This window comes from Amycolatopsis lexingtonensis, from assembly GCF_014873755.1.
Taxonomy (GTDB): domain Bacteria; phylum Actinomycetota; class Actinomycetes; order Mycobacteriales; family Pseudonocardiaceae; genus Amycolatopsis; species Amycolatopsis lexingtonensis.
Genome location: NZ_JADBEG010000001.1, coordinates 10270659 through 10293339 on the forward strand (window position 1 = coordinate 10270659; position 22681 = coordinate 10293339).

General features: G+C 72.1%; 23 protein-coding genes and 1 riboswitch. Of the genes, 13 read left to right on the forward strand and 10 right to left on the reverse strand.

Annotated elements, in window-relative coordinates; genetic code table 11:
- The first annotated feature begins 37 nt into the window (after positions 1 to 37).
- Complete coding sequence (locus H4696_RS47195; RefSeq protein WP_086858007.1) at positions 38 to 637, forward strand: TetR/AcrR family transcriptional regulator; 600 nt, start codon at positions 38 to 40, stop codon at positions 635 to 637.
- Here H4696_RS47195 and H4696_RS47200 read toward each other — a convergent pair.
- From H4696_RS47200 to H4696_RS47215, 4 genes are all read right to left on the reverse strand, one after another.
- Positions 607 to 891, reverse strand: a complete 285-nt coding sequence (locus tag H4696_RS47200; RefSeq protein WP_086858006.1) for a putative quinol monooxygenase — start codon at positions 889 to 891, stop codon at positions 607 to 609. The genes H4696_RS47195 and H4696_RS47200 overlap by 31 nt on opposite strands.
- Positions 888 to 1277, reverse strand: coding sequence for a PPOX class F420-dependent oxidoreductase (locus H4696_RS47205; protein WP_086858005.1), 390 nt, complete (start codon positions 1275 to 1277; stop codon positions 888 to 890). The genes H4696_RS47200 and H4696_RS47205 overlap by 4 nt, the downstream gene beginning before the upstream one ends.
- Positions 1278 to 1288: 11 nt before the next feature.
- A complete protein-coding gene (gene argS, locus H4696_RS47210; RefSeq protein WP_086858004.1) occupies positions 1289 to 3010 on the reverse strand; it encodes an arginine--tRNA ligase in 1722 nt (573 codons plus the stop codon).
- Between the two features lie 101 nt (positions 3011 to 3111).
- Positions 3112 to 5223, reverse strand: a complete 2112-nt coding sequence (locus tag H4696_RS47215) for a RecQ family ATP-dependent DNA helicase (protein ID WP_086858003.1) — start codon at positions 5221 to 5223, stop codon at positions 3112 to 3114.
- A 197-nt stretch (positions 5224 to 5420) separates the two neighbouring features.
- Here H4696_RS47215 and nadD point away from each other — a divergent pair, with 197 nt between their 5' ends.
- The 7 genes from nadD (at position 5421) to H4696_RS47250 (ending at position 11886) form a co-directional block, all read left to right on the forward strand.
- Positions 5421 to 5990, forward strand: coding sequence for a nicotinate-nucleotide adenylyltransferase (gene nadD, locus H4696_RS47220; protein ID WP_249026910.1), 570 nt, complete (start codon positions 5421 to 5423; stop codon positions 5988 to 5990).
- Positions 5991 to 6049: 59 nt separating this feature from the next.
- Complete coding sequence (rsfS, locus tag H4696_RS47225; protein ID WP_003067112.1) at positions 6050 to 6445, forward strand: ribosome silencing factor; 396 nt, start codon at positions 6050 to 6052, stop codon at positions 6443 to 6445.
- Positions 6442 to 7056 (forward strand): histidine phosphatase family protein, encoded by a 615-nt coding sequence (locus H4696_RS47230; protein ID WP_086858001.1) that lies wholly within the window; start codon positions 6442 to 6444, stop codon positions 7054 to 7056. Before rsfS ends, H4696_RS47230 begins: the two co-directional genes overlap by 4 nt.
- Before the next feature lie 3 nt (positions 7057 to 7059).
- Entirely contained in the window at positions 7060 to 7788 is a 729-nt protein-coding gene (gene octT / locus H4696_RS47235; protein WP_086858000.1) for a diglucosylglycerate octanoyltransferase, read from the forward strand.
- A 4-nt stretch (positions 7789 to 7792) separates the two neighbouring features.
- A complete protein-coding gene (locus H4696_RS47240) occupies positions 7793 to 8650 on the forward strand; it encodes a DegV family protein (RefSeq protein ID WP_086857999.1) in 858 nt (285 codons plus the stop codon).
- Between the two features lie 147 nt (positions 8651 to 8797).
- Positions 8798 to 9511, forward strand: coding sequence for a ComEA family DNA-binding protein (locus H4696_RS47245; protein ID WP_086857998.1), 714 nt, complete (start codon positions 8798 to 8800; stop codon positions 9509 to 9511).
- The gene (locus H4696_RS47250; protein ID WP_192782929.1) at positions 9508 to 11886 is read left to right on the forward strand and encodes a ComEC/Rec2 family competence protein; all 2379 of its coding nucleotides are present in this window, start codon (positions 9508 to 9510) and stop codon (positions 11884 to 11886) included. The genes H4696_RS47245 and H4696_RS47250 overlap by 4 nt, the downstream gene beginning before the upstream one ends.
- Before the next feature lie 42 nt (positions 11887 to 11928).
- Here H4696_RS47250 and thrC read toward each other — a convergent pair whose 3' ends face one another.
- On the reverse strand, positions 11929 to 13194 hold the full coding sequence (gene thrC / locus H4696_RS47255) for a threonine synthase (protein ID WP_086863466.1): 1266 nt from the start codon (positions 13192 to 13194) through the stop codon (positions 11929 to 11931).
- Between the two features lie 13 nt (positions 13195 to 13207).
- A riboswitch (SAM riboswitch) is annotated at positions 13208 to 13341 on the reverse strand.
- Positions 13342 to 13489: 148 nt separating this feature from the next.
- Here thrC and holA point away from each other — a divergent pair.
- Positions 13490 to 14470 (forward strand): DNA polymerase III subunit delta, encoded by a 981-nt coding sequence (holA, locus tag H4696_RS47260; protein ID WP_086863465.1) that lies wholly within the window; start codon positions 13490 to 13492, stop codon positions 14468 to 14470.
- A gap of 57 nt (positions 14471 to 14527) precedes the next feature.
- Here the strand turns inward: holA and rpsT are convergent, their stop codons facing one another.
- Positions 14528 to 14788 carry a 30S ribosomal protein S20 gene (rpsT, locus tag H4696_RS47265; protein ID WP_013228460.1) on the reverse strand — a complete coding sequence of 87 codons (261 nt, stop codon included), beginning with the start codon at positions 14786 to 14788 and terminating at the stop codon, positions 14528 to 14530.
- Between the two features lie 329 nt (positions 14789 to 15117).
- On the opposite strand from rpsT, the gene H4696_RS47270 reads away from it, so the two are divergent.
- Entirely contained in the window at positions 15118 to 15981 is an 864-nt protein-coding gene (locus H4696_RS47270; protein ID WP_169735112.1) for a DMT family transporter, read from the forward strand.
- Between the two features lie 23 nt (positions 15982 to 16004).
- Entirely contained in the window at positions 16005 to 16379 is a 375-nt protein-coding gene (locus H4696_RS47275) for a VOC family protein (protein WP_086863463.1), read from the forward strand.
- Here the strand turns inward: H4696_RS47275 and H4696_RS47280 are convergent.
- Complete coding sequence (locus H4696_RS47280; protein ID WP_086863462.1) at positions 16376 to 16996, reverse strand: class I SAM-dependent methyltransferase; 621 nt, start codon at positions 16994 to 16996, stop codon at positions 16376 to 16378. The two genes, H4696_RS47275 and H4696_RS47280, sit on opposite strands and share 4 nt — an antisense overlap.
- Before the next feature lie 115 nt (positions 16997 to 17111).
- On the opposite strand from H4696_RS47280, the gene lepA reads away from it, so the two are divergent.
- A complete protein-coding gene (gene lepA, locus H4696_RS47285) occupies positions 17112 to 18953 on the forward strand; it encodes a translation elongation factor 4 (protein ID WP_086863461.1) in 1842 nt (613 codons plus the stop codon).
- A gap of 130 nt (positions 18954 to 19083) precedes the next feature.
- Positions 19084 to 19653, forward strand: a complete 570-nt coding sequence (locus H4696_RS47290) for a Uma2 family endonuclease (RefSeq protein ID WP_086863460.1) — start codon at positions 19084 to 19086, stop codon at positions 19651 to 19653.
- 11 nt (positions 19654 to 19664) lie between these two features.
- On the opposite strand, the gene H4696_RS47295 is transcribed toward H4696_RS47290, so the two are convergent.
- From H4696_RS47295 to H4696_RS47305, 3 genes are all read right to left on the reverse strand, one after another.
- A complete protein-coding gene (locus H4696_RS47295; RefSeq protein WP_086863459.1) occupies positions 19665 to 20246 on the reverse strand; it encodes a hypothetical protein in 582 nt (193 codons plus the stop codon).
- A 24-nt stretch (positions 20247 to 20270) separates the two neighbouring features.
- Positions 20271 to 20717: a pyridoxamine 5'-phosphate oxidase family protein gene (locus H4696_RS47300; protein ID WP_086863458.1), complete on the reverse strand. Its 447-nt coding sequence runs from the start codon at positions 20715 to 20717 to the stop codon at positions 20271 to 20273.
- Between the two features lie 118 nt (positions 20718 to 20835).
- Positions 20836 to 22608, reverse strand: a complete 1773-nt coding sequence (locus tag H4696_RS47305; RefSeq protein WP_086863457.1) for a family 20 glycosylhydrolase — start codon at positions 22606 to 22608, stop codon at positions 20836 to 20838.
- Positions 22609 to 22681: the final 73 nt, after the last annotated feature.

Genomic DNA, 22681 nt, shown 5'->3' on the forward strand with positions numbered 1-22681 from the left:
ACGTCTCGTTTCGAAATCGACGGTACCATCGGATCCCATGACCGACCAGTCCCGTCCCGGCCGCAAGCGCAGTGAGCAGAGCCGGCTGGCGATCCTCGCCGCCACGCTCGACCTGGTCGCGGAGGCGGGCTACGGCACGCTGACCGTCGAGGGCATCGCCGCGCGCTCGGGCGTCGGCAAGCAGACGATCTACCGCTGGTGGCCGTCGAAGGCCGACGTCCTGCTCGACGCGCTCGCGACGAAGGCCGACCTGCAGATCCCGATCCCCGACGAGGGGTCGTTCCGCGCCGACCTCGGGCGCTTCCTGGGCAGCACGTTCGAACTGGGGGAGAAGAGCCAGGTCGCGGACACGCTCTGCGCGCTCATGGCGCAGGCACAACTCGACCCGGAGTTCGGCCAGCGGTTCCGCGATGACTTCCTGTACCGCCGCCGCGAAGCGCTGGGCACGATCGTCGACCGCGCCGCCGAGCGCGGCGAACTGCCCGCGGGCGTCGCTCCCGGCACGGTGATCGACGTCGTGTTCGGCGCGCTCTGGTACCGCCTGCTGGCGACGCGCGAGCCGATCGGCCGCGGCCTGGCCGAGGAACTGGTGACGCTGCTAGCGGCTCACGGCGCTTCGACCGCCGAAATGCGGTAGCGCGCCACCGAGGCGTCGAGGATCTGCGCCGACTGCTCGTCCGACGGCCCGGACCCGCGGAAACGCTCGAGGTTCTCGTCGGACTCCCAGCGCTCGTACACGGTGATCCGGCCGGTGTCGAGCAGGTCGGCGCCCAGCGAGTATTCGAGGCAGCCCGGTGCTTCCCGCGCCAGCCGTACGGCTTCGGCGCAGCCTGCCAGGTAGGCGTCCCGCGCTTCGGGTGCGACCGCGAGCCAGCCGGAGATGATGATCATGTCGGGGTGATCCGATCCGCTTTGACGGTCAGCAGCAACCGCGTCTGGTCCCGCCCGCCCCACCACGGGTACGGCCCGCTGAGGTAGCGCTGCGCGAGCTCCTCGATGTGCTCGACAGCGCCTTCCTCGGTCGAATCGACGACCCGTCCGCGGATCGCGTAGTACCGCGACGGCCGGTCGCGGTCGGCGATGTTGAGGGCCACCCGCGGGTCGCGCTCGATGTTGCGCTGCTTCTGGTGCCCCAGCACGGTGTTGACCAGGATGTGCGTCCCGTCGGTGTCCACCCAGGTCTGGGTCAGCTGCGGCGAGCCGTCCGGCATCGACGTCGCCAGGAAGCAGAGGCTGGGTTCGCGCAGCAACGCGAGGAGGTCGGCGGGCAGTTCCACAGTGGTCTCCGCTAGAGCCGGTCGGGCGCTTCGATGCCGAGCAGCGAGAGCCCGAGCGCGAGCGTTTGCGACGTCAGCGTAGTCAACATCAGCCGTGACGCGCGCAGTGACGGTGAAGACGCCTTCAGAACCGGACATTCCTCGAAGAACCGGGAAAACGCGACCGCCGTCTCGTACAGGTACGTGCACAGCTTGTGCGGCGCGTAGCCGTTCGTCGCGGCCTTCAGCGCTTCGCCGAAGCGGAGCAGCTTCAGCGCGAGCGCCCGTTCCGCCGGCGCTTCCAGGGTGACTGCCACACCACCGGGCTGCTCGCCCGCCTTCCGGAGGATCGACCGCGTCCGCGCGTGCGCGTACTGCAGGTACACCGAGGTGTTGCCCTCCTTGGCGAGCATCCGGTCCCAGGCGAAGACGTAGTCGCGTTCGCGGTCCCCGGACAGGTCCGCGTACTTGACCGCGCCGATGCCCACGGCCCGAGCGACTTCGGCCTGCCCGGCCGCGTCGAGCTCACTGCGTTCGGCGACGACCGCGGCGGCCTGCGCCACCGCTTCGGTGAGCAGGTCGGCCAGCTTGACGGTCTCGCCGGACCGGGTCCGCATCGTCTTGCCGTCCGCGCCGAGGACCGTGCCGAACCCGATGTGCTCGGCGTGCCCGGTCAGCCAGCCCGCCGCGCGGCAGACGGCGAACACCATGGCGAAGTGCTGGGCCTGCGGCGCCCCGACGACGTAGAGCAGGTCGGTCGCCCCGCGTTCGGCCGTCCAGTACCGGACGGTCGCCAGGTCCGTGGCGGCGTACCCGTAACCGCCGTCGCGCTTGCGGACGATCAGCGGCAGCCGGTCGCCTTCGCGGTTGCGGAAACCTTCGGGGAACACGCAGACGGCGCCGTCGCTGACCTCGGTCAGCCCGGCATTTTCGAGGTCGTCGACCACCGCGGCGAGGTACGGGTTGTAGAAGCTCTCGCCGTAGATGTCCTTGTCCGTCAGCGAAATGCCGAGCAGCGCGTAGACCTCGTCGAAGTGCCGCGTCGACTCCGCGATCAGCTCCCGCCAGACGGCGAGCGTCCCTTCGTCGCCGCCTTGCAGCAGCACGACCCGTTCGCGCGCCCTCGTCGCGAACGCTTCGTCGGTGTCGAACTTCCGGCGCGCTTCACGGTAGAAGGCGTCGAGGTCGGCGATGCCGCTCCGGCCGGCCGAGACGTCGAGCAGGTGCTCGATGAGCATCCCGAACGGCGTGCCCCAGTCGCCGAGGTGGTTGTGCGGCAGCACTTCGTGGCCGGCGAACCGCAGCAGGCGCGCGAGGGCGTCGCCGATCACCGACGTCCGCAGGTGCCCGACGTGCATCTCCTTGGCCACGTTCGGGCTGCTGTAGTCGAGCGCGATCCGCCGTGGCGCGGCGGTTTCCGGCACGCCGAGCCGCGGATCGCCGAGCACCGCGGCGACGCGCGTCTCCAGCCATTCCTTGCGCAGCGCGAAGTTGAGGAAACCGGGCCCGGCCACCACGGGCGGATCCGCGATGCCGTCGAGCTCCAGCGCCCCGGCGATCAGCCCGGCGACCTCGCGCGGCGGGCGGCCGAGCCGTTTGCCGAGGCTCATCGCGAGGTTCGCCTGGTAGTCGACGCCCTCCCGCGGTGACGCCTGGATCAGCGCCTGCTCCGGCGTCAGGTCGATGTCCAGCGCCCGGCCGGCGGCGGCCACCACGCGGCGCGCCAGCTCCTCGGTAACGTCGGCGGTGTGCACGGTGTCCCTCCTTCGGCTCAGGTCGCGGAGCCCGCAGCGTAGCGAGCGTGACCGGACGGCGACGAAGGGTTTACTTCAGCTCAGCGTCTGCGACCCTCCCCTCACGCCGTGCTGGCCAGCGCGAACGGCAGCACGGCGGGTGCCCCGGCCCGCCGCAGCAGCCGCGCGGCCAGCGTCATCGTCCAGCCGGTGTCGATGACGTCGTCCACCAGCAGAATCGGCCCCGCCGGAAGCGTGGCGGCGAGGTCAGCGGGCATGCTCATCCGCCGCCACAGGTCGGCCAGCCGCTGCGCGCTGTTGGCCTGCCGCGGCGGTGGCCCTTCCGCGTCGAGCGCGCCGAGGAAGTCCAGCTTGCCGATCTCGGACAGCCGCGTCGCGAGGCTGTACACGAGCTGTGGCCGCGTCTCCGACGGGACGGCGACCACCGCGACCGGCCGTTGTGCCCATTGCCAGCCCGCCAGCACCTGGACGCAGGCCTTGAACACCGAGTCGGGTACCTCGACGTCCCGGGCTCCGGGGCCGACCAGCTCCCGCAGCCGGTTGCCCCAGCCGACGTCGGTGAGCCGCCCGAGCACCTGGCCCGGCTCGGCCTGGTCGTCGGCCGAGATCCGGCCGGACACCGGAACGTCCAAAGAGGACATCCCGGTGGGCCACTGCTTCCGCGGGGCGACCTCGACCCCGGGCCGTTGCAGGCGTTCCCGGGTCGCGTCGACGACCTCGTCGGCCACCGTCGTGTCCCAGTGCTGCCCGGTGCAGTTGTCGCACCGCCCGCACGGCGCCGCATCGGGGTCGTCGAGCTGTCGCCGCAGGTATTCCATCCGGCAGCCGTCGGTCGCGAGGTAGCCGAGCATCGCTTCCTGCTCGCGGTCGCGCGCCTCCGCGACCCGCCGGTACCGGCCGCGGTCGTACTGCCACTCCTCGCCCGTGCTCGTCCAGCCGCCCTTGACGCGCCGGACCGCGCCGTCGACGTCCAGCACCTTGAGCACCATTTCCAGGCGGGAGCGGGAAAGTTCCACGGACGGCTCGAGCGCGGCCGTCGAAAGGGGACGGTCGGCGTAGGCGAGGCTGTTCAGCACCTGCGTCACCCGCAGCTCGTCGGGGAAGGCAAGCGACCCGAAGTACGCCCAGATCGCCTTGTCCTCCTCACCGGGCAGCAGCACGACTTCGGCGCGTTCCACGCCACGCCCGGCGCGGCCGACCTGCTGGTAGTAGGCGATCGGCGACGACGGCGCGCCGAGGTGCACGACGAACCCGAGGTCCGGCTTGTCGAAACCCATGCCCAGCGCGGAAGTCGCGACGAGCGCCTTGACGCGGTTGCCGAGCAGGTCGTCCTCGGCCGCCTGCCGGTCGGCCGGGTCGGTCTTGCCGGTGTAGGCCGCCACCGGGTACCCGCGGTCCTTCAGCAGCGCCGCCACGTCGTGCGCCGCCGCGACGGTCAGGCAGTAGATGATCCCCGACCCCGGCAGCTCCGCCAGGTGCTCGGCGAGCCACGCCAGCCGCGCCTGCGACGTCGGCAGCCGGCACACCGACAACCGCAGGCTCTCCCGGTCGAGGCTGCCGCGCAGCACGAGCGTGTCGCCGCCGGTGCCGAGGCCGAGCTGTTCCGCGACGTCGGTGACCACGCGGTCGTTCGCGGTCGCCGTGGTCGCCAGCACCGGCACGCCTTCCGGGAGGTCGCCCAGCAGCGTGCGCAGGCGCCGGTAGTCCGGCCGGAAGTCGTGGCCCCAGTCCGAGATGCAGTGCGCCTCGTCGACCACCAGCAGGCCGGTGCTCGCGGTCAGCTTCGGCAGCACGTTGTCGCGGAAGTCGGGGTTGTTCAGCCGTTCGGGGCTGACCAGCAGGACGTCCACCTCGCCGGCCGCTACCGCCGCCTGGACCTGGTCCCACTCCTGGGGGTTCGCGGAGTTCATCGTCGCCGCGTGGATCCCGGCGCGGGCCGCCGCCGAGATCTGGTTGCGCATCAGGGCGAGCAGCGGCGAGACGATGACCGTCGGCCCGCTTCCCTGCTCCCGCAGCAACGCCGTGGCCAGGAAGTACACCGCCGACTTGCCCCACCCGGTGCGCTGCACGACCAGCGCCCGGCGCCGGTGCGCGACCAGGGCCTCGATGGCCGTCCATTGGTCTTCGCGCAGCGTCGCCGAGTCGCCGGCCAGTGCCCGGAGGAGGGTTTCGGCGCGGTCGCGGAGTGCTGGGGTGGTGCCGGTGGTGTCCACGTCCCCACGTCTACCCCATGGCACCGACGAACCGGGAATCGGCGGCGTCGCGAACGGACCGTTCGTGTCGAATACGGGTGGTTATGTGACCTGAATCACATGTACTGCCCGGTCGAGGGAGGTGGCGAACAGCACCCGGCGTCCCGCGCGCGCGATGTATAGGCTCCCGGTTCATGTCACCACGGCGGATCGGGGTCATGGGCGGCACCTTCGACCCCGTGCACCACGGCCACCTCGTCGCGGCCAGCGAGGTCCAGTCCCGGTTCGGGCTCGACGAAGTGATCTTCGTCCCCACCGGGCAGCCGTGGCAGAAGACCGGCCGCGAGGTGACCAAGGCCGAGGACCGCTACCTGATGACGGTCATCGCGACCGCGTCGAACCCGGTGTTCTCGGTCAGCCGCGTCGACATCGACCGCGGCGGCCAGACCTACACCGTCGACACCCTCCGAGACCTGCACGCCGAATACCCCGACGACGAGCTCTTCTTCATCACCGGCGCCGACGCGCTCGAACAGATCCTGACCTGGCACAAGGCGGACGAGCTGTTCGACTTCGCGCACTTCATCGGCGTCACGCGGCCCGGCTACCGGCTCAACTCCCACCACCTGCCCAGCGGGAAGGTCAGCCTTGTCGAGGTCACCGCGATGGCGATCTCGTCGACCGGCTGCCGCGACCGGGTCGAACGCGGGGAGCCGGTCTGGTACCTCGTGCCCGACGGCGTCGTCCGCTACATCGCCAAAAAGGACCTGTACCGGAAGAGCGACTGAAAGCCCGCTGGTCCCGGCGGGTACCCTTCTCGGGCGAACCCGATCTGTGAAGGAGCACCGTGGCAGCCACGTCCGAGGCACGAGAGCTGGCCGTAGCGGCCGCACACGCGGCGGCGGACAAGAAGGCCAGCGACGTAGTCGTGCTGGACGTGTCCGAGCAGCTCGTCATCACCGACGCCTTCGTCATCGCCTCCGCGTCCAACGAGCGCCTGGTCGGCGCGATCGTCGACAACGTCGAAGAGAAGCTGCGGGAGAGCGGCCACAAGCCGGTCCGCCGTGAAGGCGCCCGCGAAGGGCGCTGGGTCCTGCTCGACTACGTCGACGTCGTCGTGCACGTCCAGCACGTCGAAGAGCGCACGTTCTACGGCCTCGAGCGGCTGTGGAAGGACTGCCCGCGCATCGAGGTGGCCGGTCTCGAGGAGCCACCCGCCGACGAGGACCCGGACGTCCCGTGAGCCCGCGGCGGCTCGTGCTCTGGCGCCACGGCGAGACGGACTACAACGCCGCCGGGCGGATGCAGGGTCACCTGGATTCGGCGCTGACCCCGCGCGGCTGGAACCAGGCCCGGTTCGCCGTGCCCGCGCTGGCCCGGTTCTCGCCGGACCTCGTGATCGCATCCGACCTGCGCCGCGCCACCGACACGGCCACCGTGCTCACCGACGCCATCGGCGTCCCGCTGCGCATCGACAAGCGCCTGCGCGAGACGCACCTCGGCGAATGGCAGGGGCTCACCGGCGCGCAGGTCGACGAGGCCTACCCCGGTGAACGCGACCGCTGGCGCACCGACGCGACCTGGGCCCCGCCGGGCGGGGAGAACCGCGTCGACGTCGCCGACCGCGCCGGCGAAGTGGTCGCCGACCTGCAGCAGGCCAACTCCGACGTCGGCGACACCGTGCTGCTCGCCGCGCACGGCGGGCTGATCATCGCGCTCACCGCCCGGCTGCTGAACCTGCCGGTCGCGATCTGGCCTTCGCTGGGCGGGATCTCGAACTGCCACTGGGTCGAGCTCGGCATGCGCGACGGCAACTGGCGGCTGAACGCCTACAACGCGGGGATGCACGGCTAACCGATGGGGCCGCGCCTGCTGGTGTTCGGCGATTCGCTGAGCTTTCACGGTCCCGAAGGACCCTGTGCCGCGGACGAACCGCGGTTGTGGCCGAACGTCGCGGCCGCCGCGCTGGGTGGCACCGCCGACCTGGTCGCCGGAATCGGCTGGAACGCCCGCGACGCCTGGTGGTCGCTGACCGGCGACCCGCGCGTGTGGGCCGACCTGCACCACGTCGACGCCGTCGTGTTCGCGGTCGGCAGCATGGACACGTTGCCGTCACCGCTGCCGACCTACCTGCGCACCGGGCTGCGGTACCTGCGGCCCGACCCCCTCCGGCGGGTGGTGCGCAAGGCCTACCTCGCCGCACAGCCCCGGCTTTCGGTCGCGTTCCGCGGCCGGCCGACGGTGCTGCCGGCCAAGCTCACCGTGCAGTACCTCGACACCGCCGTGGGCGCGCTGCGCGCCCTGCGGCCCGAACTGCCGGTCTTCGGGATGCTGCCGTCGGTGCACCGCGCGGCGGCGTACGGCGGCGTGCACACCGCGCGGCCGGCCGCGGCGGCCGCGATGGCGGCGTGGGGCGCCCGGGCGAACGTCCCCCTGCTCGACCTCGAAGCCGTTGTCGGAGAGCACGTCCTGAGCGGCGAGGGCAACCCGGACGGCATGCACTGGGGCTGGAAAGGACACGCGGCGGTGGGCGACGCGATGTCCGTGTTGCTGGCGCCGGTGCTGGCCCCCGGCCACGTAGGCTGACGGCGTGTCGGTCGCCGTAGTCACGGATTCCACCGCCCACCTGCCGGAGGGCTTCGCCGAACGGCACGCGGTCCGGGTGGTGCCGCTGCACGTCCTCGTCGACGGCGTCGTCTCCCTCGACGGTGTCGAGACCGGGCCGGCGGCGGTCGCCGAAGCGATGAAGCAGCGCAAGATCGTCACGACGTCCCGGCCGACACCCACCGAGTTCGTCGAGGAGTACCGCGCGGCGCTCGCCGACGGCGCGGACTCGATCGTCTCGGTCCACCTGTCGCGAGAGCTTTCGGGCACGTGGGAAGCGGCGGTGCTGGCGGCCCAGGAAGTGGGGCCCGACCGGGTCCGCGTGGTCGATTCGCGGACCACGGCGATGGGGCTGGGGTTCGCGGCACTGCACGCCGCTTCGGCCGCGTGCGCGGGGGCTTCGGCGGCCGATGTCGAGGCCGCGGCGGTGACCGCCGCCGGGTGCTCGTCGACCCTGTTCGTCGTGGAAACCCTCGACCACCTGCGCCGCGGCGGGCGGATCGGCCCGGCGGCGGCGCTGCTCGGCACCGCCCTCGCGGTGAAGCCGGTGCTGCACATGGCCGACGGCCGCATCCTGCCGCTGGAGAAGGTCCGCACCATGAACCGCGCGATCGCGCGGCTGGTCGAGCTCGCGGCCGAAGCGGCGGCCGAAGACGACGTCGAGCTCGCCGTCCACCACCTCGCCTCGCCGGAGCGGGCGGTCGAACTGGCGAACCGGCTCGAGGAAGCGGTGCCGCGCTCGGCGGGCTGCGTGGTCTCCGAGCTGGGCGCGGTGATCGGGGCGCACACCGGGCCCGGGGTGCTGGGTGTGGTCGTCCAACGCACGGTCCCGTCCCGGAGCTAGCCGAACCCGCCAGCATGCCACCCGGGTACGACGGAAACGGCCGTTCCCGGACCGGGCCGGGGCAATCCGTCCACAACACCCCGGTTGTCCACAGGACGCGGCGCCACCCCTGTCGGACGCCTCCCCGCGCGCCCTAACGTCGATCGTGTGTTCGAGCAGTCCGCCCGGGATCCGGGCCCTCCCGTCAACGACCGGCTCTCCTGGCTGGCCGACCAGCTCTCGCCCGATGCGAGCACGGTCGGGCCGGGTGGCCGGCTGGTCCGGCGCTGGCTGCCGGGCGGCTCGGCCGGTCCCGGTCGCCGCCGGTGGGCGCTCGCCGGCGTCCTCGCCGCGGTCGTGGTGATCGTCCTCGGTGCGGTCGCGCTCTTCGGCGGCCGTCCGGCACCCGAGCCGCTGCCCGCGCTGCCGAGCGCGAAACCGGCGGCGGAGGCGCGGGCCGCGCCCCAGGCCGGCCTGGTCGTCAGCGTGATCGGGCGCGTCCGGTCACCGGGGCTGGTCACCGTGCCCCCGGGCGCCCGCGTCGCGGACGTGCTCCGCGCGGCCGGCGGGGCCGAACCCGGCGCGGACGTCTCCGGGCTGAACCTCGCCCGCAAGGTGGCCGACGGCGAACAGCTCGCGGTCGGCGTCCCGGCGCCCGCCGCCGTTCCCGGCGAGCCCGCGGAGAGCGGGAAGGTCGACCTCAACGCGTCGACCGCGGACCAGCTGGACACGTTGCCGGGCATCGGCGAGGTGATGGCGAAGCGGATCGTCCAGTGGCGGACCGACCACGGCGGCTTCACGAAGATCGAGCAGCTGCGTGACGTCGACGGCCTCGGTGAAAGCAAGTTCGAGAAACTGCGGGAGAAGGTGACGGTCGGATGAGCACCTTCCCCGCGACCGACACCCGGCAGGACCTGCGTCTCGTTCCGGCGGCGCTGGCGTGCTGGCTAGCCGCGCTCGTCGGCTTGCTCCTCGGCTGGTGGACGGCCGTCGCCGCCGGGCTCGCCTCGGCGGCCCTCGCCGGGGTCGTGCTCTGGCGGGCCCGCGATCGTCCCCGGGCGCTCGGCGCGGCGGCGGCGCTGCTCGTGCTGGGGCTCGTCGCCGCCGGCCCGGTCGCCTGGCGGATCCGCGACGCGCAGCAGGATCCCCTTCGGGCCGAAGCGGCCCAAGGCCTGCCCGCGGTGCTGCGGGTGGTCGTCGCCGAACGGCCCAAGCCCGTGCGCGGCGCGGGTTACGCCGACCGCCAGGCCGGTGCCCGGTCAGTGGTGCTGGCGGCCGACGTCCGCACTGCGTCGGTCGACGGGCGGCCGGTGCTGTCGGCCGGGCGCGTCCTGTTGCTGGCTCCGGTCGCCCAGTGGGCTGCGCTGCTCCCGGGCCAGGAAGTGACGGCGCCGGGGCTGCTGATGCCGCCACGCGGCTCGGACCTGACCGTGGCGGTGCTTTCGGTGCGCGGCCCGCCGGGGGAGCCCGGCCCGGCGCCGTGGTGGCAGCGGACCGCGGCCGGTCTCCGCAGCGGCCTCCACGACCTGTGCCAGGCCTGGCCGGACGAACCCGCCGGCCTGCTGCCGGGGCTGGTCCTGGGCGACACGAGCGGGCTGTCGCCCCGCGTCGAGCAGGAGTTCGTCACCGCGGGCCTCGCCCACCTCACCGCGGTCAGCGGCGGCAACCTCGCCGTGGCCTGTGGCGCGGTCCTGCTGCTGCTTCGCTTGCTGCGGCTCGGGCCGCGGCTGTCGGCGGTGGCGGCCGGGGCCTGCCTGGCGGGGTTCCTCGTGCTGGTCGGGCCGGAGCCGAGCGTGCTGCGGGCGGGAGTCATGGCGGCGGTGGCGTTGCTGGCACTGGCGCTGGGCCGGCGGGGTTCGGCGCTGCCGGCGCTGGCGTTCGCGGTGTGCCTGCTCGTCGTGGTGGATCCGGCGATGGCCACCGACTTCGGGTTCGCGCTGTCGGTCTGCGCCACCGCCGGGCTGGTGCTGCTGGCGCCGCGCTGGGCGGGTGGGCTGATCCGCCGCGGGGTCCCGCCGGGCGTCGCGGAAGGGCTGGCGATCCCGCTGGCGGCCTTCCTGGTGACAGCGCCGGTGCTCGCGGGGATGGCGGGATCGGTGAGCCTGGTTTCGGTGCTGACCAACGTGCTGGCGGCACCCGTGGTGGCCCCGGCGACGGTGCTCGGCGTGCTGGCGACGGTCGTCGGCCCGTGGTGGCCCGGTGGCGGGAAGTTCCTGGTGCACCTCGCCGATCCCGAAGCCCGGTGGCTGATCACGGTGGCGCGGCACGGCGCGCGGGCCCCGGGTGCGGTCATCGCCTGGCCGGGCGGCTGGTGGGGCGGGCTCCTGGCCGCCGGCGTCCTCGGGCTGCTGGTGCTGGCCGCCCGTCGCCGGCGGGTGCGGTTGCTCTTGGCGGTCCTGGCCGCCGTCGCCCTGCTGGTGGTCGTGCCGGTCCGGGTGCTGGCTCCGGCGTGGCCGCCGCGGAACTGGGCGGTGGTCGAGTGCGACGTCGGCCAGGGTGACGCGGTGGTGCTGGCGACCGCCGAGCCCGGGCGGGCCGTCGTCGTGGACACCGGGCCCGAACCGGGGCCGGTCGACGAATGCCTGCACCGGCTGGCCGTCGACCGGATCCCGCTGCTGGTGCTGAGCCACCTGCACGCCGACCACATCGGCGGGCTCGCTTCGGTCTTCGAGGGCCGGGCGGTCGGCGGGATCGCCGTCGGGCCGGGGCGGGCGCCGGAGTGGGCGTGGCGGCAGGTCGCCGCGGAAGCGGCCCGGCAGGCGGTGCCGCTGGCGGAGCTGAGCCCGGGGGAGCGGCTGGCCTGGCCCGGCTTGTCGCTCGACGTGCTGGGGCCGCGGTACGTCCCGGCGCGCCCGGCGGTCCAGGACGGCACGGCCATCAACAACAGCTCGGTCGTGCTGCGCGCGGAAACGGCGGCGGGCCGGGTCATGCTGACCGGCGACGTCGAGCTGGCCGCGCAGGCCGACCTGCTGGCCGACATCGGTGATCTGAAAGCGGAGGTGCTGAAAGTCCCCCACCACGGTTCGCGTTACTCGCTGCCGTCGTTCCTCGCGGCGGTGGCGCCGCGGGTGGCCTTGGTCAGCGTGGGCGCCGGCAACACCTACGGCCACCCGAGCAAGTCCACATTGGACACTCTGACGGCGCTCGGTGCGCTCGTCACCCGGACCGACGCCGACGGCGACACGGCGGTCGTCGCGGACGCGGCGGGTCCGGCGGTGGCACGGCGGGGCGAACCCCGTGGCCCGCCTCGCCGCTGAACCCGGGGCGCGCCAAGCGGCTCGCCCCGGGCGCCGCGGACGTCAGTAGCCGAGAGCCTCGTTCACGGCGGCGGCCGATGGCGGCACGATCGCCTTGGGGCCCACGTGGTTCTCGATCGCATCGAGGGTCTTGAGGCCGTCGCCGGTGATCAGCAGGACGGTCTCGGCGTCCGGGTCCAGCTTGCCGGTCTCGACGAGCTTCTTCGCCGTGGCGACGGTGACCCCGCCCGCCGTCTCGGTGAAGATGCCTTCGGTGCGGGCCAGCAGCCGGATGCCTTCGACGACCTCTTCGTCGGTGACGTCCTCGATGGCGCCGCCGCTGCGGTTGACGACGTCGAGCACGTAGGGGCCGTCGGCCGGGTTGCCGATCGCGAGCGAGCGGGCGATGGTGTCCGGCTTCACCGGCTGGACCACGTCGTGGCCGGCGCGGAACGCAGCCGACACCGGGGAGCAGCCGGTGGCCTGCGCGCCGAACACCTTGTACGGGCTGGCGTCCACGAGACCGAGCTGACCCAGCTCGCGGAAACCCTTGTCCACCTTGGTCAGCTGCGAACCGGAGGCGATCGGCACGACGATCTGCGGCGGGATGCGCCAGCCGAGCTGCTCGGCGACCTCGAAGGCCAGCGTCTTCGAGCCTTCCGAGTAGTACGGCCGGACGTTCACGTTCACGAACGCCCACTTCGGGTGCTCGCCGGCCAGTTCGGTGGCGAGGCGGTTGACGTCGTCGTAGTTGCCGTCGACCGCGATCAGGTCGCCGTCGTACACCGCGGTGGTGAGGATCTTGGCGCGCTCGAGGGTCTTCGGGATCAGCACGACCGAGCGCCAGCCGGCGCGGGCCGCGGCGGCGGCCGTCGCGTTGGCCAGGTTGCCGGTCGACGGACACGCGAGCACCTCGAACCCGAACTCGCGGGCCGCGGCGAGCGCGACGGCGACGACGCGGTCCTTGAACGAGTGCGTCGGGTTGCCGGTGTCGTCCTTGACCCACACGCGCTTGAGGCCGAGTTCCTTGGCGAGGCGGTCGGCGCGGACCAGGCGGGTCGCGCCCGGCTCGGTGTTCGGGATCTCTTCGACATTGGACGGAACCGGGAGGAGTTTCTTGTAGCGCCAGATGTTCTTGGGGCCGGCCTCGATGTCTTCGCGGCGGACGCGGCCGAAGTCGTAGGCGACCTCGAGCGGCGAGAAGTCTTCGGCGGAGACGAATTCCGGGGCGAGCGGCTGCCGGTGACCCTCTTCCTTCGACACCAGTTCGACGGCGGGACCGAGGTCCGGGGTCTTGGTGGTGGAGGTCGTGCCGAGGGTTGCGGTCATCGCGAGGTTCCTTTCCTCATCTGCCCCGCCGAAGCGGGCCGGAATTGGCACCGTGGTCGTCAGCTACCCCGCGATCGCGGGATGACGGGCTGTACGCCGGTTGCCGGGGCTTCGTCGGGCCGTTCCCTCTGCCCCTCTGGATGAGCGGTATTCGGTTGTCGGTGCGCGCACGCCGGAGTGTTCCGGGGCGGGCCGCCTCGCCTACACCGTACGACATCGTGCTCGGACCGTGCCATGGTGGCCGCCCGACATCACCGGAGCGGGCGCACCGCGGCGCGGGTGAGAGGATTCGGGGGTGACCGCGCAAGCCACCGCCCCGGCCCCGCTGCACCTGGTGCTGGGTGACGAAGAACTGCTGATCGAGCGGGCCGTCCGCGACACGCTCGCCGCCGCCCGCGCGACGGACCCGACAGCCGAGCTGACCAGGGCCCGGGTGTCCGATCTCACAGCGCCCGAGCTGGCCGAACTGGTGAGCCCGTCGCTGTTCAGCGAGGGCCGCGTGATCGTCCTCGAATCGGCTCAGGACATCTCGCAGGAGCTGGCCGACGCCGTGGCGTCCTACCTGAAGGACCCGGCGGACGGGGTGGTGCTCGTCGTCATCCACACCGGCGGCGGCCGCAGCAAGGCGGGCAAGTCGCTCCCGGCGGCGCTGAAGAAGGCCGGGGCCGAGATCGCGGAGTGCCCGAAGCTGACGAAGCCGGCCGAGCGCGAGCAGTTCGTTCGGCACGAGGTGCGCCGGGCGGGCGGCAAGATCGAGCCGGCCGGGGTCGCCGCGCTGATCGACGCCGTGGGCTCCGACCTGCGTGAACTCTCCTCGGCGGCCAACCAGCTGGTGGCCGACACGGGCGGGACGATCGACGCCGATGCGGTCCACCGGTACCACCGCGGCCGCGCCGACGTGACCGGGTTCGCGGTCGCGGAGAAGGCGGTCAGCGGCGACCGTTCGGCGGCGCTGGAGTCGTTGCGCTGGGCGATGCAGCTCGGGGTCCCGCACGTCCTGGTGGCCGACGCGCTGGCCGACGCGGTCCGCACGATCGCCCGCGTCTCGGGTGCCGGGCGCGGCAACCCGAACCAGATGGCGGGCGAGCTGGGCATGCCGCCGTGGAAGATCCGCAAGGCGCAGGGTCAATCCCGCGGCTGGAACCAGGACGGCCTTGCCACGGCCATGCGAGTGGTCGCGCGACTGAACGCCGAGGTCAAGGGCGTGGCGGCGGACCCGGGCTACGCGCTGGAACGCGCGGTCCTCGAGGTCGCGGCGGCCAAGGGCGACCGCTGACCCCGGACACGAAGAAGGCCCCGGCCGGAGCCGGGGCCTTCCCAGAAATCAACCAGCTCAGAGCGCGTTGACGCGCTTCGCGAGCGCCGACTTCTTGTTGGCGGCCTGGTTGGCGTGGATGACGCCCTTCGAGACGGCCTTGTCCAGCTTCTGGGCGGCGTCGCGCTGCAGCTCGACGGCCTTGGCCTTGTCGCCGGCCTCGGCGGCTTCGCGGACCTTGCGGATCGCGGTCTTCACCGAGGACCGGATCGCCTGGTTGCGCTGACGCGCCTTCTCGTTCGTCGTGATGCGCTTGATCTGCGACTTGATGTTGGCCATAGGGCAACTCCTGTTTCACTCGGTGAGATCGCCGCCGCGCTGAAGTGGCCCCGCGGAAAGCGGGTTTCCTCCATGACGGAATGCCGCACGGGCAGCGAGCGACCACTTTAACAGCCGGGCCGCGGGCGGCCGGAGCCGGGAGTACCGTGGGCGGCGGCAGTGCCTAGGGTTCCGTCGCCGGTCCGCGCAGCCAGCCCGACACAACCAGGACCGGCGGGCCTGGTCCGAGCGGCACCATCGGCGGGCCCGGACGGCCGGTCGTTCATCTGACGGGGCAAAAGCCTGGAGGACCCGGTTTTCGCGCGCGCGAAAACGCCAGAAAGGGTCCCGTGAACGCCACCGCCTTGTCCCTCGTCCTCGCCGCCGCCGTCGTGCACGCCGTCTGGAACCTGGCCGCCAAGCGGATCTCCTCGGGTGGCACCCAGTTCGTCTGGCTCTACTACACCGTCGGCGCCGTCGTGCTGCTGCCGATCACGGTCGTCCAGCTCGTCGTCGAAGCCGACCGTCCACAGTGGAGCTGGCTGCTGGCCGCGGTCGTCACCGCCGTGCTGCACATCGCCTACGGCATCGTCCTGCAGCGCGGGTACCGCGTCGGCGACCTGTCCGTCGTCTACCCGGTCGCGCGGGGCACCGGGCCGCTGCTGTCGGTGCTGGCCGCCGTCCTGGTGCTCGGCGAGCGGCCCGGCTGGCTCGGCCTGCTCGGCGCGTTCCTGGTCGTGGCCGGCGTGCTGGTGATCAGCACCGGCCGCAAGGCGGAAGACCCCCGGGCGGTGAAAGCCGGGATCTTCTACGGGCTGCTGACCGGCGCCGTCATCGCCGGCTACACCCTCTGGGACGCGCACTCGGTGACCGGCCTCGCCGTGCCGCCGGTCGTCTACTTCGGCCTCGGCTCGATTCTGCAGAGCCTGATGCTCGTGCCCGGCGCGCTGGCCGGCCGCGCCGAGGTCGGCCGTGTCTGGCGTGAGCACCGCCGCGAAGTGTTCGTGGTCGGGCTGCTGTCGCCGGTCGCCTACATCCTCGTCCTGTTCGCCCTCACGATGGCGCCGGTGAGCCTGGTCGCGCCGGCCCGGGAGCTGAGCATCGTGCTGGGCGGCCTCGCCGCGTGGCTGGTGCTGGGCGAGAGCGACGCCGTCCGGCGGCTGGCCGGCTCGGTGATCGTGCTGTCCGGCATCGCCGCGATTGCGGCCGCCTGAGCCCGTCCGGTAGGGATGGTGCGATGGAAGTCCTGAAGAGCAGGCTGATCGTCCGTGCGCGCGACGCCGCCGCGACCACCGCGTTCTACCGCGACACCCTCGGCCTGGCCGTGGAGCGTGAGTTCCCCGGCGGCACCGTGTTCTTCCTCGGCCACGGCTCCCTGGAGGTCTCCGGCCGGGGCGAGGCGGGCTCGTCACCCGACCTGGTGCTCTGGCTGCAGGTCCGGGACCTCGCCGCGACGCTGGCCGACCTCAAGGCGAAGGGCCTCGAGCCGGTGCGGGACGCCCAGCGCGAGCCCTGGGGCCTCGACGAGGCCTGGATCGCCGACCCGGACGGCACGCGGATCGTGCTGGTCGAGGTGCCCGAAGGTCACCCGATCCGGACGGACACCCGCTAGGCGGGTTTGACGGCCCGCAGCTGCGCGGCGAGCGCGGCGAAGCCGGGCGGCTCCCAAGTCCACGTCTGCAGGTCGGCGAAGCCCGCGGCCGCGGCCTCGTCGGCCAGCACGTGCCTGCTCACGGGCAGCCACTTCTCGTGCGCGGACAGCAGCAGCCGCCCGCCGGGGCGCAGCACCCGGAACAGCTCGGCGAAGCCCGCCGCGCGGTCGTCCCAGAGCATGACGTTGTTGACGCTCAGCACGACGTCGACGGAGCCGTCGGGCTCGCCGGTGTGCGCCGCCGAGCCTTCGCGCAGCTCGGCGCCGTCGCCGCAGCGCTCGTGGCACAGCGCGAGCATCTCGGGGGAGGGGTCGACGCCGATGGTGCGCCCGGCCAGGCGCGCGGCGGCGGCCAGGCCGACGCCGGGACCGGGGCCGACGACCAGGGCGGTCTCGTCCGGCTCGATCTTCGCCAGGTCGACGACGCGGTGTTCGGTGGCGGCGTTGCCCCGCGCCATGACCCAGCCGCCGAGGCGGCCGAGCGGTCCGGCGGGGTGACCGAACGCACGGTCGAGAACGCGGGAAAAGCCGCTGGTCTCCGGCTGGGGAGGGGGTGCCGGCTGGTGCGGAGTGCTCATACTTCGAGGGCACCACGGATCGCGGAACCCCGCATCGGGGATGACCCCCACCCGCACCCGGAGGGCCATGGGAACATAGAGGTGGCCATCCCCGACTTTCCGAGGACTCATTCGAGTGACGACGTTCGCCGACACCACCTTCACGCCTCCGGAGCTCATCCGGAACTTCTGCATCATCGCGCACATCGACCACGGCAAGTCCACCCTGGCCGACCGCATGCTGCAGCTCACCGGCGTCGTGGAAGAGCGGGCCATGCGCGCTCAGTACCTCGACCGGATGGACATCGAACGCGAGCGCGGCATCACGATCAAGGCGCAGAACGTCCGGCTGCCCTGGCAGGTCGACGGGCAGGACCACGTCCTGCACATGATCGACACGCCCGGCCACGTCGACTTCACCTATGAGGTCTCCCGGGCGCTCGAGGCGTGCGAAGGCGCGATCCTGCTGGTCGACGCCGCGCAGGGGATCGAGGCCCAGACGCTGGCCAACCTCTACCTCGCGCTGGAGAACAACCTCCAGATCATCCCGGTGCTCAACAAGATCGACTTGCCCTCGGCCGACCCCGACAAGTACGCGGGTGAGCTGGCCCACATCATCGGCTGCGAGCCGGAGGACGTGCTGCGGGTCTCGGCCAAGACCGGCATGGGCGTCGGCGAGCTGCTCGACGAGGTCGTGAAGACGGTCCCGGCGCCGCAGGGCGACGCCGACGCGCCGGCGCGGGCGATGATCTTCGACTCGGTGTACGACACCTACCGCGGCGTCGTCACCTACATCCGCGTCGTCGACGGCAAGATCACGCCGCGCGAGAAGATCAAGATGATGTCGACCGGCGCGACGCACGAACTGCTCGAGGTCGGGATCATCTCGCCGGAGCCCAAGCCCAGCAAGGGACTCGGCGTCGGCGAGGTCGGCTACCTGATCACCGGCGTGAAGGACGTCCGGCAGTCGAAGGTCGGCGACACCGTGACGTCCGAGCGCCACGGCGCGAAGGAAGCGCTGGCGGGCTACCGCGAGCCGAAGCCGATGGTCTACTCCGGACTGTATCCGGTGGACGGCTCGGACTACCCCGAGCTGCGCGAGGCGCTGGACAAGCTCCAGCTCAACGACGCCGCGCTCGACTACGAGCCGGAGACGTCGGTGGCGCTGGGCTTCGGCTTCCGCTGCGGCTTCCTCGGCCTGCTGCACCTGGAGATCACGCGCGACCGGCTGGAGCGCGAGTTCGGGCTCGACCTGATCTCGACGGCGCCGAACGTCATCTACCGCGTGGTGCTCGAAGACCGCAGCGAGGTCGTCGTGACCAACCCGTCGGACTGGCCGACCGGGCTGAAGATCGCCGAGGTCCACGAGCCGGTGTCGAAGGTCAGCATCCTCGCGCCGTCGGAGTTCGTCGGCACGATCATGGAGCTGTGCCAGACGAAGCGCGGCACCCTGCTCGGCATGGACTACCTGTCCGAGGACCGCGTCGAACTGCGCTACAACATCCCGCTGGCGGAAATCATCTTCGACTTCTTCGACACGCTGAAGTCGCGTACGCGCGGTTACGCGTCCCTCGACTACGAAGAGGCGGGCGACCAGATCGCGGACCTGGTCAAGGTGGACATCCTGCTGCAGGGCGAAACCGTCGACGCGTTCTCCGCCATCGTGCACAAGGACGCGGCCTACGGCTACGGCAACCGGATGGCGACGCGGCTGCGCGAGCTGATCCCGCGCCAGCAGTTCGAGGTCCCGATCCAGGCCGCGGTCGGTTCGCGGATCATCGCGCGCGAGACGATCCGCGCGATCCGCAAGGACGTGCTGGCGAAGTGCTACGGCGGTGACATCTCGCGGAAGCGGAAGCTGCTGGAAAAGCAGAAGGAAGGCAAGAAGCGGATGAAGACCGTCGGCCGGGTCGAGGTCCCGCAGGAAGCCTTCGTCGCCGCACTGTCCACTGAGGACTCGGGCAAGAACAAGAAGTGAGTGTCGCCTCGAAGTGACACCGGCGCCGTTATTCACTCTTACGCGTGAATAACGGCGCCGAACCCGTGTTCGATGCGGTTTCTGTCGGTGCTCTCTGGTGCTCTGGTGCGAAGAGCGAAAGGAGGGCACGATGACTCTCATGATGGACTTCCAGTATCCGACCGGGTCGGGCCCCATGACGGTGCGCGACCTGGAGGGGATGCCGGATGACGGCCGAAGATACGAACTCATCGACGGGGCGCTGCTCGTGACCCCGGCACCCGGGCTGCGGCACCAGAAGATCGCCTACCGCCTCTACGGCGTGCTGGAAGCGGTGTGCCCGCCGGAGTTCGACGTGCTCGGCGCCCCGTTCGCGGTGCACCACGGCGACCGGATCGAACTGCAGCCGGACGTCCTGGTCGGCCGGGCGGCGGACTTTACCGAGAAGGACCTCCCGGCGCCGCCCGTGCTCGCCGTCGAAGTGCTGTCGCCCAGCACGGCGATCTACGACCTGAACCTCAAGAAGGCGGTCTACGAGCGGCTCGGCACCGGCAGTTACTGGGTGATCGACCCGGCCGACCCCGGGCTGACGGTGTTCGAGCTGGACGAGGAGGGGCACTACCAGCAGGTGGCCAAGGCGGCGGGTGACGAGGTGCTGGAGGTCGAGCTGCCGTTCCCGGTGCGGATCGTGCCCCGGGAGCTGCTGGGGCGGCGCGGCTGAGCCGGGGCCGGTCAGTGGTGGCGGATGCGGGGTGAACCGCGGAGCTGGGCGTGCAGCTGCCGGTGGCGCAGTTCCTTCCGGAGGCGCTCGACCACGGCGTCGAACAGGGCGGGGTCGAGGATCGCCGTCTGCTCGAACTGCCGTCGGCCCGGGGGCGCCGGGGCGAGCCGGCCGCGGGGCGCGTAGCGCTGCACCGAGCTCTCGACGCCGCCGCCGGTGACCAGGTCGACCCAGAGGGCGTCGCGCACGAAGCCGTCGCCGAAGCGGGCCGAGCGGCGCGGCGTGATGTCGGCGATCTGCGTCCACGGGATCACGCGCGTGCTGAGCGTGCCCGCGGGCAGGCGGAGGCCTTCTTCGCCGACGGTGAGGTCCTGGAGGCTCTCGAAGCCGCGCTTGAGCTCACGGGCACGGGACGCGCGGTAGGCCAGCACGGCGACGAGCACGGTCGCCGCGTAGGCGCCGCCGATCAGCCACGGGGACAGGCCGCGCACCAGCCCGAGAGCGAGGACCACGCCGAACCCGGCGTCGGCGACCACGAGCACGCCGAGCAGGATCTTGACGGGCGTGGTGACGCGAGGCGGTGACTCGGACAACGACGACTCCCGGGGGCGGAAGGATCAGGGATTGCCGATTATCCGGTCCGCCCGGACGAACACCGCAACCCGCCGCTCTTCGGCCATCACACGGTCGTACTCGGCCCAGTCGTCGTGCGTCCCGGTCGCGGCGATGAAGACGTCACGCAGTAGCTGCGGCAGTCCCGCGGGGTCGAACGCGGGATCGGGATCATCCGGCCCGACGAGGTGGGTGGCCCCGGTGACGGAGAGCCAGTTCCACCCGCGCCGGAAGGTCACGGTGGCGTGCCCGGCCCGCCGCAGCAGCGCGAGCTTGTGCGCCTTCCCGACAGCGACATAGGCGACCCCGGCCGCCCCGGTCACCGGATCGTCGAAGACCCCGGCGTTGACAACGGAGGAGTGCACGGTCCCATCGGCCCGGGTGGTGGCGACGGTGGCAAGGCCGTGCTCCTGCAGCGACAGCGTGCGAACCTGCTCCAGATCGGCGCTCATGCCCCAACCTAACCCGCCGGCCGCCCCCGGTGTTCCGCGTTCACCGAGCGAAGTGCCGCGTTGACCGCAGGCGACAGAGCCGGGCGGGCCGCCGCGGCAAGCCCGCCCGGTCCTGGTCTCAGCAGGCGCCGTTGTCGGTCCACACTCCCCACTCGCCCGTTGTCCCCGGCTCCTCGCCCTGCGTCCACCACTTCGCCGTCCACTTGTGGCCGTTGTGGGACACCACGTTGCCGCCCGTGTAGACCTGCGAAGCGCTCCACGCCGGGTCCGCGCACGTGCCCGGGTTCGTCGTGCCGCCGGTGTCCCAAGCCACCTGGGTCGACCGGTAGAAGTTGATGCCCTGTGCCACCCAGCGCGGGGCCTGGGCGCCGAGGCGGGTGCGGAACGTCGTCCAGTCGTGGGTCGACCAGGGGGACCAGCCCAGCTCCGCGTGGGCGGCCAGGCGGGGGAAGGCCAGGTAGTCGATGTCGGCCGGCTTGGTCACCGTTTCCGTCCACAGCGGGGATTCGACGCCGCGGACCGCCGATTCGGCCACGCCCGAGAGGTAGGCGCCCGGGTTCCAGCCGTATGCGTCCTGCACCTCGATGTAGCCCGCCCACGACAGGCCGATGGGCGTCGAGCTGTTGTACTTCATGTCCAGGTACGCCTTGTTCGCCGGCGACAGGATCACCTTGCTGCCGCGGGAAACCGCCGTCGACACCCCGGCGTCCGACGTGGACGTGCCCCAGAACTGCGGGGTCGCCGAAGCGGGCAGGGTCGCCTTCGCGATGTCGTGCCAGCCCACCACCTGCTTGTCGGTCGCCGCCACCAGGGGGAGGACCTTGTTGACGAACGTCAGGTAGTCGGCCGCCGAGGTCGACGAGGCCTCGTCGCCGCCGATGTGGATGTACGGGCCGGGGGTCAGGGCCGCCAGTTCGCGCAGGACGTCGGCGATGAACGTGTACGTGATGTCCTTCGAGATGCACAGCGAGCTGTAGCCGACCGCCGTGTCCGTGCGCAGTGCCGGGGCCACCCCGTTGCAGTTCAGCTCCGCGTACGACGCCAGCGCCGCGTTCACGTGCCCCGGCATGTCGATCTCCGGGATGATCGTGATGTGGCGCGAGGCCGCGTAGTCCACGATCTCCGTGTACTGCGCCTTCGTGTAGTAGCCGCCCGCGCCGCCGCCGACCTGGGTGCTGCCGCCGTACGTCGCCAGCTTCGGCCAGCTGTCGATCTGGAGGCGCCAGCCCTGGTCGTCCGCCAGGTGCAGGTGCAGGTTGTTGATCTTGTACTGGGCGAGCTGGTCGAGGTAGCGCTTGACCGTCGACACCGGATGGAAGTGCCGTGCGACGTCGAGCATCGCGCCGCGGTAGCCGAACCTCGGGTAGTCCAGGACCGTCGCGCCCGGGACGCTCCACGGGCCCGGCTGCGCCGAGGTGCTCTCGATGCTGCCGGGCAGCAGCTGCCGCAGCGTCTGGACGCCGGCGAAGAGCCCGTCGGCCGTGGTCGCCCGGATGGTGACCGACGACGCCGACGACACGAGCTGGTAGCCCTGCGCGCCGACGGACGCGGGCGCGCCGCTCAGCAGCAGCGCGATGCTGTCGGACGGCACGGACGCCGGGGCGTCGGACACCGGCAGCGCGAAGCCGGTCGACGGGCGCAGCACGCCGGCCAGGTAGTCGCCCACCTGCCGGGCCGGGGCGGACCCGGCCTCGGTGACGATCTTCGTCGTCGAGACCAGCGGGAACGAGACCCCGGCCGCGGCCGTCACCGAAACCGGGACCGGCACGATCGACTGCAGCGCCGGCGTGGCCGCCGCGGCCGGGGTGAGCTGGGCGGCGGTCGTGCTGGCGCCGATCAGGGCCAGTACGGCGAGTGCGCGGCCGAGGCGCCGCGTTCTGGACGTCTTCACCGGGGGACCTCCTGGCGGGATGGGCGCGACATCGCCGTCGCACCTGGCCGGATCGTCGCACTTTCGGTCGTCA

What these genes read in the sequence shown, in the direction of transcription:
- H4696_RS47195 (WP_086858007.1), top strand. Translation starts at nt 38, where the DNA reads ATGACCGACCAGTCCCGTCCCGGCCGCAAGCGCAGTGAGCAGAGCCGG.
- H4696_RS47200 (WP_086858006.1), bottom strand. Translation starts at nt 891, where the DNA reads ATGATCATCATCTCCGGCTGGCTCGCGGTCGCACCCGAAGCGCGGGAC.
- nadD (WP_249026910.1), top strand. Translation starts at nt 5,421, where the DNA reads ATGGGCGGCACCTTCGACCCCGTGCACCACGGCCACCTCGTCGCGGCC.
- octT (WP_086858000.1), top strand. Translation starts at nt 7,060, where the DNA reads ATGGGGCCGCGCCTGCTGGTGTTCGGCGATTCGCTGAGCTTTCACGGT.
- H4696_RS47250 (WP_192782929.1), top strand. Translation starts at nt 9,508, where the DNA reads ATGAGCACCTTCCCCGCGACCGACACCCGGCAGGACCTGCGTCTCGTT.
- thrC (WP_086863466.1), bottom strand. Translation starts at nt 13,194, where the DNA reads ATGACCGCAACCCTCGGCACGACCTCCACCACCAAGACCCCGGACCTC.
- rpsT (WP_013228460.1), bottom strand. Translation starts at nt 14,788, where the DNA reads ATGGCCAACATCAAGTCGCAGATCAAGCGCATCACGACGAACGAGAAG.
- H4696_RS47275 (WP_086863463.1), top strand. Translation starts at nt 16,005, where the DNA reads ATGGAAGTCCTGAAGAGCAGGCTGATCGTCCGTGCGCGCGACGCCGCC.
- H4696_RS47280 (WP_086863462.1), bottom strand. Translation starts at nt 16,996, where the DNA reads ATGAGCACTCCGCACCAGCCGGCACCCCCTCCCCAGCCGGAGACCAGC.
- H4696_RS47290 (WP_086863460.1), top strand. Translation starts at nt 19,084, where the DNA reads ATGACTCTCATGATGGACTTCCAGTATCCGACCGGGTCGGGCCCCATG.
- H4696_RS47300 (WP_086863458.1), bottom strand. Translation starts at nt 20,717, where the DNA reads ATGAGCGCCGATCTGGAGCAGGTTCGCACGCTGTCGCTGCAGGAGCAC.